This window comes from Sporomusa aerivorans (assembly GCF_041428895.1).
Taxonomy (GTDB): domain Bacteria; phylum Bacillota; class Negativicutes; order Sporomusales; family Sporomusaceae; genus Sporomusa; species Sporomusa aerivorans.
Window position 1 is genome coordinate 5,914,613 of record NZ_CP156926.1, and the last position, 12,766, is coordinate 5,927,378.

Consider the following 12,766-nt stretch of genomic DNA (forward strand, 5'->3'; position numbering starts at 1 on the left):
TTATCTAAAAACCAAAAACCGCCCGGCAGGCGGCTGACAAAAAGCTTATGAAATTTGTCACAAGAACAGACAAAAAAATACCCGGCATTAAATGCCGGGCTGTACAGGGAAATTTATTAATAAGGAGAGCACTTCTATTTATGGATTATATATCCTGATTTTTAGAATTTCTTTAGAAACGAAGGTTCCCGAAAAAGCAATAGACTGTTACACATAAAATTCACCTGCCTGCACAAGACGGATCGATAGCCTGCCGGCATTATAATTCCAGCGGTGGCAAGCATGCTTACGTTATAATATAACGCTTATTGTGGCAACCTGAAAAAGGGTGATTGTATGAAGTGTCCGTACTGCGGTGTTTGTACTCATTTTGATTTCTCATATTGTCCCCGTTGCGGGTGTCAACTGTCACTAGAACAGGAACAACCGCTGCCTAACTGGCGGCGACTGCCTGGATTTCGCTCCGGGGCACCATGGAAGATGTTTATCGCCAGCTGTATTTACCTGGCTTTGTTAATCGCAATTATTGTGCCTTTGTTTCTGAATATCTAGGCAAATGAAGCCGCACCCCTGAGGGTGCGGCTAATTATATGTCTATAGTATGTTCATAGAAAACCCGGTGCATTTTTCAGTAAATTACTGCCGGTTATTGGCAAATCACTATAAAAAGATTTTTTTATGCCAAACTCTTCAATCTTTGAATTTTTCTGGAAGACTAATAAATATAGTGGTAAAATCATACTTGTGTGATTTATTTGCTACATAACGCATTCTGAATATTTTACATTCAAACGCAGTTTTTTGTTACTGCAGAATGCAAGTTAGCTAATCACAGTTTTTCCAGGCGGTAAACAACAAACCTTTTTAGGAGGAAATGAACATGGAAGTCAAAGCAGTATCAATGTGCCGTTTAGTCAAGGGCGGCGATCTTAATCATCATGGAACTTTATTCGCGGGAAGGGGTGCAGAATGGTTTGTTGAAGCAGGATTTATTGCAGCAGCTTCGCTTACTGCACCTGAAAAAACTGTATGTGTAAAAATTCATGGAATGGTTTTTACCAGACCGGTAAAAAAAGGCAGCCTCATCCGGTGCGAAAGCAAAGTAGTTCTTGCCGGCAGAACCAGTTTGGTCGCTTATGTAAAAATAATGATCCATCCTACTGACGAGTTTGTCGTAGACGGTTTCTTAACATTTATCAATGTTGATTCTCATGGCAAGCCGGCTCCGCATGGTCTTTCCATCGAGGCAGTCTCGCCGGAGGATGTTGAACTGCAGGCCAAAGCGAAAGCGTTATAGTCAAAGAAGCATGAATAACAATCTAAATATATAAAATAAGCATCTGTGGACATTTGCCTGCGGATGCTTATTTTTTGTTGTCCGTCTCTTCCTTAACTACTGCCTCTACTGCAGTAGCCTTAATTTGTTCCCGGGTATCAACCCAGGAGGTATTTTTGTCCAGCACCTTGCTAATACCATATCCTGTTAATAACATGATCACCTTATCTCTAATATTCGTCCATAAGCTCATGTTAGTCCCTCCCTAACCTTGTTGCAAAATAATCTGTAACGTCGCGCGCTATCGCCCGGGCAAACTGATCCTGCCACTGCGGTTCTCCCAGTTTAGCGGCATCCTCGGGATTGGATATAAACACCAGTTCTGTAAGACAGGCCGGTGCGTCTGTATGTTTTGTCACATACAGAGGATTGGTTTTTAAACCTCGGTCGGTAAGGTCACCAAGACCAATAAGCTGGTTATGAATACACTCGGCCAATAGCTTCCCGTCTACGCTGCCAGCAAAATACAGGGTCTCCGTACCGTTTGCCACTTCATTGAATGCATTGCAATGGATGGATATAAAGGCATCCGCATTCGCACTGTTCGCTATAGCGCACCTGGCACCCAGTTCTTGCACAGCAGTCGCATTAGCACCATACACATCTCTATCTGTTTCTCGGGTCATAATGACCTGATACCCCACTGGCTGCAGATACGCCCGAACCTTTAACGCGACAATCAGAGTAACATCACATTCGCGCAAACCGTTGCCGCACGCCCCCGGATCAGAGCCGCCATGGCCAGGGTCTAAACATACAATTGGCATGTTAATTCCCTCCCAATAAAATATTTACTGCATTAATAAAGGCACTAACATCAATGTCAGTGCCTTTAAAAGCCTTCATATAAGCTGCATACCCCGCCAGTAAAGCTGTGATTATGGCTGCAACCCGCTTTTTATTTTTCATTTTTTCTCCTCTTTTTCAATCCCTATCAAAACTTCCAGATCTTCCACACGCCCCTTAACGTCGCAAAGGGCGTCCTTCAGGGATAATAGCGAGGTGTTAATATGGTTAAGCGTCTTTGTCTGCTCAGATAATGAGCTGTCAATAATCCCGGTGAGGCGCTCCTCCCGTTTACCGCTATCCCGCATAACGTAAATAACTAAGACTATAGCCAGCAGCGCCCAGGCACTATTCGGGCTGGCCAGTATTTCTTTAAATGGTAAGACCTGCTCCAAGACCCCACCCCATAAAATAGTCATAAAAATAACCGCTCTCAGCAGCATGGCTCACGCGGCATATGCATTTCCCTTCCTACCACCCGCGCTCGACAAATATTTGAGCTTCGACAGCGATAACAAATAGATTGTTAGTGATATACTGTTAGTCCAATTGTTACCCGATCATTTGTCGCGTCCGGGATCAAACCTGCTGCTCCGGGATATAACCCTTTGCCAGAACCATCTGCCCTTATTACTCCTCCTATTCTTTATACGTACATCAAATGGTAAAAAAGGATAGGTATATTTTTTTACATTAAGTCATTATTTTGGTAAAACCGACGGTTGCTGCGTTTCCAGTAAATGTCCAGCGTATTCATTTTTCTGTGCAGTTGCTTTGCTTTCTCTTTGATTACGTGTTCCGGCATGTCAGGATATTCCCGGCTATAGGCCCCTTCCAGCATCTCCAGTGTATAATACTTCATAATAATCCACCCTTTCGCTCTCTGTATTAGTGTAAATTTAAGTAAGCGGTCAGACGACAGATTCCCTGACTCACATGAAATTTTACCGTAGCAAGACGAATGCCCAATCTTGAACAGATTTCTTCGCATGGATAGCCCTCTTCCAGCATACGGATTACCACTCTTTGCCGCGGCGACAACTGATTCATTGCCCGGTCAACATCAACCAGTGCGCACAGGATTTCTTCTTTACCGGTCCTGGAACCGCCCCCGTTCGTTTGTTCATACCGGGCTGAGGTAATTTCAATTGCACTTCTAAGCTCTTGATACCGTTTAATGATATTGGCGATTTGTTTGGGGTCGTAATCAACATGACCACCCGCAATGCTCTTCCCCTTTGCTTTCTTCATAATCTGGCGCTGATTATTGCACATGCTATGTCCTCCCAGCAATAACTTTTTGCTACTTCTTACTGACAACATATGTTTGTTAAAATAGCGCAGGGAGCCAAAGTATAACTTCAGCTCCCTGCGTTGTCGCTCAGGATCTTAATTCACGTCTATCTCCGGACTATCGAGTAATAAAGTAAAGCTAAGTTGCCCTTATCCCGGGACTTATCCGCTCTTACCCCCACTTACAGAAGGGGGAGTCTTAGAGCGGGTTAGTCACAGGATAAATGCTTTCAGCCCTAATTCTTATACTCAGAAAATTATATGTGTTCCTGCATCTCCTTTATTTTGAAAATACATTTATTTCCTCCTATTATTATTCCGTACATCTGAATTGGATTTTTGCTAGATGCAATTCATGCAAATTAATAGTAAACTATGTTTTTTTCGTCTTTTTAATATCTTTTAAGTGATGAGCGCTTACTTGCATTGTTCGGCTTTTTGTACCCAAGACCGCTAATGATGAAGAAAAGGAGCTAAAGGCTTTCCCTCTAGCTCCCTGCGTTGTCGCCCAGGAGTTTTACAACCGGTCTTCTTCGATTGTATTAATTTGAGTCACTTTTGCATCTCGTACAATAATTTCAATTTTCCCCCACTTTAGCAACTTCAGCTTACTCAAAACCTTTTTAACAACTTCTCTGATTATCATTTCGTACCTCCATTTAGCAATAAATGTCTAAATACTGTGGCTGAAAAATTGGCTTAAAAAGATCCATCGCATCAGCTCTCCCGAACATATGTTCTGAGCTTATTATATTGCTTTCTGCCTTGTTTGTAAAGAACCCCGCAAAAACATTTGATAAAAATTCCCTTTTATATAACTCGACCAGCCGCCGCCCCTTGTCATTATCTGAACGTAAACAGCTTCGTACAACCTCGCTCGACGCACAAAAAAAAGAGCCTTAAGGCTCTAATCTCTTCATTTTTAGTTACCGCGCTCTGCTCTCCCGGAGGCTTTAATACATCGCCCAAAATACAGTCGATTTATTTAGCTTTCGTAATTAAATGCTTGCTTTTCGTTGCAAAGGAAATATAGCTGTTTAAGTATTCAATCAGTTCTTGGCATTCATGATCATTTAATTTATCAATTGGAGTATCACCGGTGACATCATGTATAAATGCGTTTACTTCCCCTTCTTTGTAACCCAAGCCAACCATCTGTACTCGCAGAGAAACTATTTCTTCAACTTTCATCTCTTTCACCCTATAAATATTTCCTGCAAAAATTAGTAAACCCTTTATTTTTATAAACAGCCCCTGACGCACGGCAGGTCATTCCTATTTAATCAGCCTGCAAAACACACTTTCGCCGGCACGCTCCCCCGATTCGCAGCATATCCCTGGCAGTATCATGGTCTCCGCATTTCTAATAAGTAAATTTCAATTAGCCATAGTTATATTGTACTGAATACACTAAATGGGAGGTGAAAATTAAAATATCATGGAGAGAATGAATACCAAACTGACATCCTCTGTACTGGAACCGGTCTATGTCATCCCTTACCTGACAGCGCAAGCCCGCAGTGGCATAATGAATGTTAGTGCTTCCAATTTATCGCTTGCCGTCGCCGGGAATATAATTTGCCGAATTCAAAATAACAGTACCAATTTAATGACGTCAGTGGAAAGTATCTTAGTTAACAGTTCAGCCAGCTTAGGATATTCGATTATAAGAAACGCCACATTGAGCGGCTCACTAACAGTACGGCCGGTCTATAACTTAAATGAGAAATATCCAGCTTCCACCAGTACTATTATATCCTCTGCCGCCAATGCAACTGTAAGTGTAAGTGGCGGCAGTACCCTTTTAACCCAGCTTTCACTCACAAATGTGTTTAATCCTATAATCGTGCCTATTATAATACAGCCAGGAAGCAGTCTGTATTTTTCTTCTTCCGGCGCATTAGGATTAAACGTAACAGTCAACGTAATTTTTTGTGAGTATCCTGTAAGCTAAAATAGTTGCAAATAAGCAAGACCCGGTAATACATTGACGGGCAATAAGGGGAATTATATTAAACCCGTCTTTCACAGCTTCAGATACCAATCCTCTTCTTCCGCCGTCAAAAGCGCTCCCCCGTATTTATCGGCTCTTAATATCCTCCAAAGAAACAATTATACTTCCCGCGTTTGCAAAAAACAAATCAAAAAGCCACTCCAATCCCCAAGGACAGAGCGGCGAAAAAGGGAGGAATTTTATATTAACAGAGCAGCTCTGCTCTGTGATTATATACTAATAATAACCGCCAAATTTTAGAATTTGTTTAGAATAAAAATCAAATAGCCTGCCAGGACGAACCCGGCAGGCAGCTATAATAGAATTATTTTGTTTTGCCCAGCTTCGCCATTGAGTTGCGCTAAGGTCACCGATGATTTGTATCACGTACTTATCCTCATCGAAGCATTGGTAACATTCCGGCTCCTGCAAATGGTATGCGGATAATAAGATTACGCATCCAATACATTCTCAACTTTCTTTTTCACACTTTCAAGATGCCGTTCGTCCGGGTTACGCCAGGAACCTTCCACTAAATATTTATAACGAAGATAATACAAGAATTTATTAGCTAAATTAATATTTACAGGCCTATCAAGAACATAGAGATAGTCGGCTAATTTGTCGGGGTTTGCCACATTGGTTACTAGCCCGGGAATATTATAAAATGCATTCCCCAGGGAAATAACGGGCTTATGGCAAAGTAAAGCCTCGATTCCAACTGTTGAGTTAAGGGTAATAACTCCTGTGCTGTTTTTAATCAAATCTTCAGTCAGACACTCATTAGCAAAAATCACATTTCGTTCATGATATTGCTCTCTTAACTTAGTATAATCTATCCGGCCATAATCACCAGGATGCTCTTTTACTACTATAGTTAACGGGCTTTCTGAGTTTTGATTAAACTTTTCAACGGCCTGCCACACAAAATCCAGTAGCTGCTCCATTGTTTTTACTTGCGGCGAAAATAATAAGACCTGTGTATCATCATGTACCTGAAACGGCACAAATATATAGTTATTGGGCAATACTGCTATATTACACGTTTTATCTTCCTTTATCTTTAAAAAGAAACCGGAGACAGAGGATGTGTTTCTCCGCTCCCTCACAGTTAACGGATTAGAGCATAATGATTGAATTTTTTCTTCGTCTATACTAACGCTTTCCCAAAAAGTAACCGGCATATCTACTAGACTATTGTGAAAATTCACTCCGATTGAATCTACCGTTGTTGTATCAAGCAAAGCCCCATTTTCAAAATGTAAAAGATGGATTCCCATTAATTTGGCGATATATCTGCTAACTGCCAATGGTAATTTACTACCATTCCACACACACACCAAGTCGATAGAGTGAACTTCCAGATAATTTTTTACTATCATAGCTAATGATACTGTGTGCTTTTTTAAAAAACTGGTATTCATCAAAAATTTACGTCTCATACTAAGCTTCTTACTATATTTTTTCAACTTAACACTATATTCAATAATATCTGCCTGATCAATGTCATTGATTTTTACATTTGACGATAACGATGCAGTTTTTATAACATCTTTTAAATTAATTGGCTCTTTTAGTCTTAAGTAGTGAACATTATATTCATTACTAAGATAATCTCCCAGTCGTTTAAAATATTCATATTGAACATTACTAAGAAAAATAAAAAGTATGTTTCTTTTCTTCATTTAATTCTCCTTGTCTTTAGTTTTTGTATAACAAGCCTCTACTAGCATGCAACCAAATATACATACAGCAACTAAAATTGTTCTACTTTTCAGCTTTCAATTTTCAAATAATCCTGGGAAGTCAATTTAATAGCCCTTATTCAGTTGATTGTATAGCTTGGAGATATAGTTTGTGTCCCGAAATGAATATATTAAATATATATCAGCATCTTTAGAATTTCATTTAAAAATGTATACATAAATAACCACCGGACCAATCTCTCGATAGTTTTATTTCCAAATAAAAAAGCCCCGAACCGAAGTCCGGGACCATATCAGAACAAGAAACAACTATCCGTTTTATGAGTTCCCATTATTCTTCCATAATAACTACCCGGCTACCGCAACAAAAAAACAGCACCAGGCAGTATAGCCACCTGGAACTTGGGTATACTAAACATAAGTTATACTCCTCTCCCTTCAGCGCCGCCTCACGCAGCGGCGTTTTTTTATTGCAGTAAAACCTTAATGCCCGCATTACGATTACTACGCCAAAGAGTCCTAATATTTAATATTGCCGTCAAACAGCCGCCCACCAATTTCTAAACTATCGGTATACTGCCACATATAACCCCTGATATCGTCACTGCGGCCCCACTGGGCATTCCAAACAGCACAACCAATACTGCGCCAGTCAATGTAGTCAGTCAGCCAGGAATAGGAAGCGTAGACGCCGCAATCTAGGCCAATATTGTCGACAAAGGCTTTGCACATGCCGGTAATTTCCGCCGGTTCAAAAGCAAATCCCTTTCGTTCTTTGTATCCGTCCGCATCCTCCATATCGAAGAATACCGGCAGTTCAAGTTTTTGACCTATGCATTCAATAGCTTCGCGGCAATTAGCCGCTTCTTGGATTGCATCGGCTACACTCAAAGCGTATGAGTAGTGATAGGCTCCGACTTTCAGCCCGGCAGCCTTGGCTTCGGCAGCGTTCCGGGAAAACATCTCATCTCTTGATTGCAGGCCATAGGAACACCGGATTATAACGAATTCGATGCCGGCTGCCGCAACAGTCTGCCAATCCACCATCCCATTGTGTTTAGACACGTCAATGCCTTTAATCATTTCAATCCTCCCAAATTATTTTTAATAGGGCAACGGATCGAGACTTTGCGCTACCCGTATCCATAATGTTCTCTGCTATACTATAGCTTCCATTGCAACTAAATAGTACCTGGATATTATAAATCACGCCCCCGCAACCAGTCATTTTATCAACTTGCACGGTTGCAGCAACTGGAACATAGACAACAGGGGGTTCCAGCAGTTAATAGACCATAGCAGAATATCAGCACCTTAAATATAAGAATCAACAGTACTACTTGTCAAGGCCGTAAAAAAGCATGAAAAAGCAGCCCTAAAATTACTTAGGGCTGCATCCTTTTGACCACTGTTCCACACCTACTCCATCGGTTTGTTGCACACCAAATCTACGGCTATCCCCGCAAGTGCTGATTTTTTTTATTGTGGAAGTGTGTAAGAATTGGCTCCGTACCGATGAATTAGAGCCAGACAGGGCTTATGTGCCTTGACTATCAAAGTAGTCGCCTAAACCGTTGTTTGTACAATCAATATTCTTTGTCGTAGTGCTATCGGATAAGGCCTGTCATCTTCCATACCGGTACACTAATCAACAGACCAAGAAGAGAAACAGCCATATAAACCACACACATTTTTACTGTATGTTTATGTTCTACCATGTCCCCGCCGGTAGCATAGTACGCGACTAGAAAACTAGCATTTTGATAGAATGTATACCATACATTAACGGCAACAAAGATGACGAAAGCAGTAACCCAGGGATTAATTCCCGCTTGAATACTGAACGGAGTAAGCACGAGGATCAATATGGCAGCAGTCGCAAGCTGAGATACCAGAACCACCCTGACGACATATATAATTAAGCAAAGTAGAATAATAAACAGGAAGATATTACCTGATACCAGCGGAGACAGGTAGGGAGCAAGGACTTTACCAATCCAGGCATCAATTTTGAGTGTTTTAAAAACACCGGATACATTAATAAGGGCTCCGATGAACACAACAGCATCCCAGGCGATGTTAGCACGGAAGGCATTGCGGTCAAAAACGCCAAAAGCCATCAGGACAATCAGTGCAACACAAGCTACAATGGCTGATTCAATACCATGCATTCTCTCCGTCATCCACAGAATTAACGCTATGATAAGAACTACTCCTGTAATGATTTCGTGTTTTGTCATGGGGCCGAGCTTGTCCAGCCTGTCCTTAATAAAGCCGGAGTTCATTGAATTGCTTTCTTTCGGCTTATATAAGGTCACAATAGCAAAATAACTTAAAACAAGCATGGTAAGACCCCACGGCAGGGCATTGATAAACCAGGTTCCCCAGGTCATTTGCGCCTGTACGTCTTTGGGCAGTAACCCTAAAATGGCGTAGCACAGAAAATTACCGCTTAAAAATATTGGATAAGCCAACCCTGTCGTCACGAACAGCGCATTGAAAAGTCCTGTCGCTCCCGGACTTTTGCTCTCATAACCCATATTCTCACAAATTGACCGGGCAAAAGGGGCCAGAACGGCCGCTTTTGCGGTACCGCTGGGAATGAACGGGGTCAAAACCAGGCCGGCACTCAGTAAAGCCAGTACCTGACCGCCAAAGGTTAACGGAAACTTACTCATGGTCATCAATGCTACCCGGTTGAGTAGCCCGCTTCTGGTTGCAGCCACGCCAAAGCCAAGGGCGCCAACAATAATCCAGATAGTACTCGTCGAAAAAGAGGCAAAAGCGACAGAAAAGGGAACTACTTTAAAAACTGCCCAGGCACAACACATGAGTAGGCCTGTGCCAAAGTCAGACAGCACATCGGCTATCCACCACACTACCGCCCAGCTAAAGATCCCGATTCCCCACATCGCCTGTTTGGAAATCCCCTCAGGCGCAGGAATATTGGCAATAGCGATCCCGATAATAATGCCAATAATTCCGCCAATAATTTTCAGCCAATTTATCCGCTTTGCTTCAGTCACACAATTACCTCCAGTAACTATTCATGAAAATTCACGCTAACTCTATAAAGCAAACTTAGCTTCAGGTGGGGTTTTAACCCCATCTGAAGGTTAGTTGCCCTTATCCCGGGACTTATCCGCTCTTACTCCCACTTACAGAAGGGGAGTCTTAGAGCGGGTTAGTCACAGGATAAATTATTTTCCAGAAAGATTCCATTGTGTTTTCAGTTCAGCAATTTCCGCTTTTCCATAACCAAGTCCATCCAGTACTTCCTCCAGATGCTGGCCTAAAGCAGGGGGTTTTTTCATAACGGCAGTTGCTTCCGAAAACTTAAAGGGATTGCCTCTGGCTTTAATTTTGGGAATTGACATTCCATCAGGCAGCTCTAACTCACGAATCATATCTCTTGCCTGCAGTTGGATATCTTCCAACAGGTCATTGGTAGTATTTACTTTTGCACAAGGTATTCCGGCCTGATCTATTAAGGCGAGCGGCTCATCCACATTGGGGAATTTCTTGAGCCAATTCTCTATTTCAAAAATTAGCTTTTTAAGATTTTTAATTCTGTCTGCTCCGGTACGGCATAGCGGGTCATCAGCAAGAGCCTCATTGCCCATAACTTTGCAGAGCGACTTCCAAAATTTCTGATTAGGTGCACCGATGATAACGCTGCCGCCTGTTCCCTGGAATAATCCAAAGGGAGCTAACAAACTATGATGATTACCTGTTCTGGTAGGTTTCCGGCCTAAACCTGCAGGCTCAATAAGACCATTTAAGGAGACCATACAATCTAGCAGCGATATGTCAATATGCTGTCCGCTGCCGGTACGCTGGCGGTGATATAAGGCTGTAATGATAGCCCCATAGGCATGTATCCCCGTAACATAATCAGCTAAAACAAGACCGGACCGGGTTGGCGGCCCATCCGGTTCTCCCGTTAAATCCATGGCGCCGCTCAGCGCCTGCGCAACAATATCATATCCCGGCTTGTGCCGGTAGGGCCCTGTCTGTCCGAATGCCGAAACAGAGCACATAATGACCGACGGCTTGATCTCTTTGACATCCTTATAGCCTAAGCCGAATTTCTCCATAGTACCGGGTTTAAAGCTTTCCACGACGATATCCGCCGCCGCGATTAGCTTCTTGGCGACCTCCTGCCCCTTGGGATCTTCCATATCCAGCACAATCGATTTCTTGCCACGATTGAACCAAAAAAACGCAACCCCGGTGCCATCCACTGCCGGTGGAAAAGAGCGCATGTCGTCGCCCGCCTGAGGCTTCTCAATCTTGATCACTTCAGCACCAAAATCAGCAAGCATAGCAGTAGCGAAAGGGCCGGCAGCGTTGGTCGTAAAATCTACAACTTTTAATCCTTCAAAAGTGTTCATTATATCCTCCTTGTTAGTAATGCTATAATCCCAGCTCTTTGGCAATAATCACTAGCTGAACCTCAGAAGTCCCGCCAAGCATCTTAGAAAATCTACTATCAACGAACTGTCTGGCAATAGGATATTCCTCGCATAACCCATACCCCCCAAACAATTGCACGCAGCGATCCGCTGTGCGGAATGCCAAATCGCAGCAATAATATTTGGCCATAGCAACTTCTTTACTGATTTTTTTGCCAGCCAGGTGCTGAACAACTAGCTGATCTACGAAACTTTTAGCGACTTCAATTTCCGTGGCCGCTTTCGCCAGTTCAAACTGTGTATTTTGAAACGCACTTAACGTCTGATTAAACATTTTTCTCTCTTTTACGTAGGGTATTGTGAGAGCCAGGCTGTACTGCGCCTGGTTGACAGCACATATGGCCGCCATGATTCGTTCCCACTGCAGCTTTTCCATCAAATAATAAAACCCTTTATTTTCTTCACCCAGCAAGTTTCCTTGCGGCACTTTACAATCAGAGAAAAATAATTCCGCCGTATCCTGCGCATGCATACCGATCTTTTGAACACGATTCCGCCTGAAGCCCGGCGTATTGGTTTCTACCAACAGCAGGCTGACACCCTTATGCGGTTTCACATTCGGATCGGTCCTAACCGCCACAACGACAAGGTCGGCCAGCATTCCATTGGAAATCCACGCTTTATTGCCATTCAGTATATAGTAGCTGCCCTCTTTAACCGCACTGGTCTCCAGACTGGCGAGGTCTGATCCCGCTTGTGGTTCCGACATGGCTACGGCAAGAATCTTCTCTCCGGCAGCGCACGTCGGCAGCCAGCGCTCTTTTAATTCCTCACTGCCGTGAGCATAAATATAAGGCGCGATAACATCCCCATGCAGCCTGGTATACTGACTGTTCAGACCACGTGCATTCATTTCTTCCGCCTGGATTACCGAATACAGCAAGTCACCGCCAACACCGCCGTATTTTTCGTCCAGCCAGATACAAAGATAGCCTAATTCGCCAAACCTTTTGAAAATTTCCCTTGGAACACTACCGTTCTTTTCCCATTGCCCATAATGCGGAACCACTTCCTGGTCTAAAAATTCACTAAACGCACTACGAAATACTTCATGTTCATCAGTAAACGGTAAAATTCTATCCATTAATAACAGCTCCCCACCACTTTTGTACTAAAATTATCGCCTCTTAACTACCGGGTTTCTCTTTTCGAGTTGTCTTAGCCAGTTCTGCGCTTT

The 12,766-nt window shown here is 42.7% G+C and carries 16 protein-coding genes; 2 read left to right on the forward strand and 14 right to left on the reverse strand.

Going from position 1 to position 12,766, the window contains the following annotated elements; genetic code table 11:
* The first annotated feature begins 880 nt into the window (after nucleotides 1-880).
* On the forward strand, nucleotides 881-1,297 hold the full coding sequence (locus tag SATMO3_RS28110) for an acyl-CoA thioesterase (RefSeq protein ID WP_371374184.1): 417 nt from the start codon (nucleotides 881-883) through the stop codon (nucleotides 1,295-1,297).
* Between the two features lie 67 nt (nucleotides 1,298-1,364).
* Here SATMO3_RS28110 and SATMO3_RS28115 read toward each other — a convergent pair whose 3' ends face one another.
* The 8 genes from SATMO3_RS28115 to SATMO3_RS28150 form a co-directional block, all read right to left on the reverse strand.
* On the reverse strand, nucleotides 1,365-1,529 hold the full coding sequence (locus SATMO3_RS28115) for a hypothetical protein (RefSeq protein WP_371374187.1): 165 nt from the start codon (nucleotides 1,527-1,529) through the stop codon (nucleotides 1,365-1,367).
* A 1-nt stretch (nucleotide 1,530) separates the two neighbouring features.
* Nucleotides 1,531-2,103: an N-acetylmuramoyl-L-alanine amidase gene (locus SATMO3_RS28120; RefSeq protein ID WP_371374189.1), complete on the reverse strand. Its 573-nt coding sequence runs from the start codon at nucleotides 2,101-2,103 to the stop codon at nucleotides 1,531-1,533.
* Between the two features lies 1 nt (nucleotide 2,104).
* Nucleotides 2,105-2,245: a hypothetical protein gene (locus SATMO3_RS28125; RefSeq protein WP_371374191.1), complete on the reverse strand. Its 141-nt coding sequence runs from the start codon at nucleotides 2,243-2,245 to the stop codon at nucleotides 2,105-2,107.
* Nucleotides 2,242-2,541, reverse strand: a complete 300-nt coding sequence (locus SATMO3_RS28130; RefSeq protein WP_371374193.1) for a BhlA/UviB family holin-like peptide — start codon at nucleotides 2,539-2,541, stop codon at nucleotides 2,242-2,244. The genes SATMO3_RS28125 and SATMO3_RS28130 overlap by 4 nt, the downstream gene beginning before the upstream one ends.
* Nucleotides 2,542-2,810: 269 nt before the next feature.
* Nucleotides 2,811-2,984: a hypothetical protein gene (locus SATMO3_RS28135; RefSeq protein ID WP_371374195.1), complete on the reverse strand. Its 174-nt coding sequence runs from the start codon at nucleotides 2,982-2,984 to the stop codon at nucleotides 2,811-2,813.
* A gap of 26 nt (nucleotides 2,985-3,010) precedes the next feature.
* Nucleotides 3,011-3,397, reverse strand: a complete 387-nt coding sequence (locus tag SATMO3_RS28140; RefSeq protein WP_371374198.1) for an RNA polymerase sigma factor — start codon at nucleotides 3,395-3,397, stop codon at nucleotides 3,011-3,013.
* 535 nt (nucleotides 3,398-3,932) lie between these two features.
* Nucleotides 3,933-4,061 (reverse strand): DUF2292 domain-containing protein, encoded by a 129-nt coding sequence (locus SATMO3_RS28145; RefSeq protein ID WP_371374201.1) that lies wholly within the window; start codon nucleotides 4,059-4,061, stop codon nucleotides 3,933-3,935.
* A gap of 335 nt (nucleotides 4,062-4,396) precedes the next feature.
* Nucleotides 4,397-4,678: a hypothetical protein gene (locus tag SATMO3_RS28150; protein ID WP_371374204.1), complete on the reverse strand. Its 282-nt coding sequence runs from the start codon at nucleotides 4,676-4,678 to the stop codon at nucleotides 4,397-4,399.
* Nucleotides 4,679-4,853: 175 nt separating this feature from the next.
* Between SATMO3_RS28150 and SATMO3_RS28155 the strand changes: the two genes are divergently transcribed.
* Nucleotides 4,854-5,369: a hypothetical protein gene (locus SATMO3_RS28155; RefSeq protein ID WP_371374206.1), complete on the forward strand. Its 516-nt coding sequence runs from the start codon at nucleotides 4,854-4,856 to the stop codon at nucleotides 5,367-5,369.
* A gap of 276 nt (nucleotides 5,370-5,645) precedes the next feature.
* On the opposite strand, the gene SATMO3_RS28160 is transcribed toward SATMO3_RS28155, so the two are convergent.
* The 6 genes from SATMO3_RS28160 to SATMO3_RS28185 all read right to left on the reverse strand — a co-directional run bounded on the left by SATMO3_RS28160 (nucleotide 5,646) and on the right by SATMO3_RS28185 (nucleotide 12,673).
* Complete coding sequence (locus SATMO3_RS28160) at nucleotides 5,646-5,795, reverse strand: hypothetical protein (RefSeq protein ID WP_371374209.1); 150 nt, start codon at nucleotides 5,793-5,795, stop codon at nucleotides 5,646-5,648.
* 65 nt (nucleotides 5,796-5,860) lie between these two features.
* Nucleotides 5,861-7,093, reverse strand: a complete 1,233-nt coding sequence (locus SATMO3_RS28165) for a hypothetical protein (protein WP_371374211.1) — start codon at nucleotides 7,091-7,093, stop codon at nucleotides 5,861-5,863.
* Between the two features lie 540 nt (nucleotides 7,094-7,633).
* Complete coding sequence (locus SATMO3_RS28170; RefSeq protein WP_371374214.1) at nucleotides 7,634-8,197, reverse strand: GH25 family lysozyme; 564 nt, start codon at nucleotides 8,195-8,197, stop codon at nucleotides 7,634-7,636.
* Between the two features lie 524 nt (nucleotides 8,198-8,721).
* Entirely contained in the window at nucleotides 8,722-10,140 is a 1,419-nt protein-coding gene (locus SATMO3_RS28175; RefSeq protein WP_371374216.1) for an SLC13 family permease, read from the reverse strand.
* Nucleotides 10,141-10,314: 174 nt separating this feature from the next.
* Nucleotides 10,315-11,508 (reverse strand): CaiB/BaiF CoA transferase family protein, encoded by a 1,194-nt coding sequence (locus tag SATMO3_RS28180; protein ID WP_371374218.1) that lies wholly within the window; start codon nucleotides 11,506-11,508, stop codon nucleotides 10,315-10,317.
* Nucleotides 11,509-11,530: 22 nt separating this feature from the next.
* Nucleotides 11,531-12,673, reverse strand: a complete 1,143-nt coding sequence (locus SATMO3_RS28185; RefSeq protein ID WP_371374221.1) for an acyl-CoA dehydrogenase family protein — start codon at nucleotides 12,671-12,673, stop codon at nucleotides 11,531-11,533.
* Nucleotides 12,674-12,766: the final 93 nt, after the last annotated feature.

Bases quoted from the DNA above. Each gene is read 5' to 3' on its own strand.
- SATMO3_RS28125 (WP_371374191.1), bottom strand. From the start codon at position 2,245: ATGAAAAATAAAAAGCGGGTTGCAGCCATAATCACAGCTTTACTGGCG.
- SATMO3_RS28110 (WP_371374184.1), top strand. From the start codon at position 881: ATGGAAGTCAAAGCAGTATCAATGTGCCGTTTAGTCAAGGGCGGCGAT.
- SATMO3_RS28130 (WP_371374193.1), bottom strand. From the start codon at position 2,541: ATGACTATTTTATGGGGTGGGGTCTTGGAGCAGGTCTTACCATTTAAA.
- SATMO3_RS28115 (WP_371374187.1), bottom strand. From the start codon at position 1,529: ATGAGCTTATGGACGAATATTAGAGATAAGGTGATCATGTTATTAACA.
- SATMO3_RS28180 (WP_371374218.1), bottom strand. From the start codon at position 11,508: ATGAACACTTTTGAAGGATTAAAAGTTGTAGATTTTACGACCAACGCT.
- SATMO3_RS28185 (WP_371374221.1), bottom strand. From the start codon at position 12,673: ATGGATAGAATTTTACCGTTTACTGATGAACATGAAGTATTTCGTAGT.
- SATMO3_RS28140 (WP_371374198.1), bottom strand. From the start codon at position 3,397: ATGTGCAATAATCAGCGCCAGATTATGAAGAAAGCAAAGGGGAAGAGC.
- SATMO3_RS28165 (WP_371374211.1), bottom strand. From the start codon at position 7,093: ATGAAGAAAAGAAACATACTTTTTATTTTTCTTAGTAATGTTCAATAT.
- SATMO3_RS28155 (WP_371374206.1), top strand. From the start codon at position 4,854: ATGGAGAGAATGAATACCAAACTGACATCCTCTGTACTGGAACCGGTC.
- SATMO3_RS28120 (WP_371374189.1), bottom strand. From the start codon at position 2,103: ATGCCAATTGTATGTTTAGACCCTGGCCATGGCGGCTCTGATCCGGGG.
- SATMO3_RS28170 (WP_371374214.1), bottom strand. From the start codon at position 8,197: ATGATTAAAGGCATTGACGTGTCTAAACACAATGGGATGGTGGATTGG.
- SATMO3_RS28135 (WP_371374195.1), bottom strand. From the start codon at position 2,984: ATGAAGTATTATACACTGGAGATGCTGGAAGGGGCCTATAGCCGGGAA.
- SATMO3_RS28145 (WP_371374201.1), bottom strand. From the start codon at position 4,061: ATGATAATCAGAGAAGTTGTTAAAAAGGTTTTGAGTAAGCTGAAGTTG.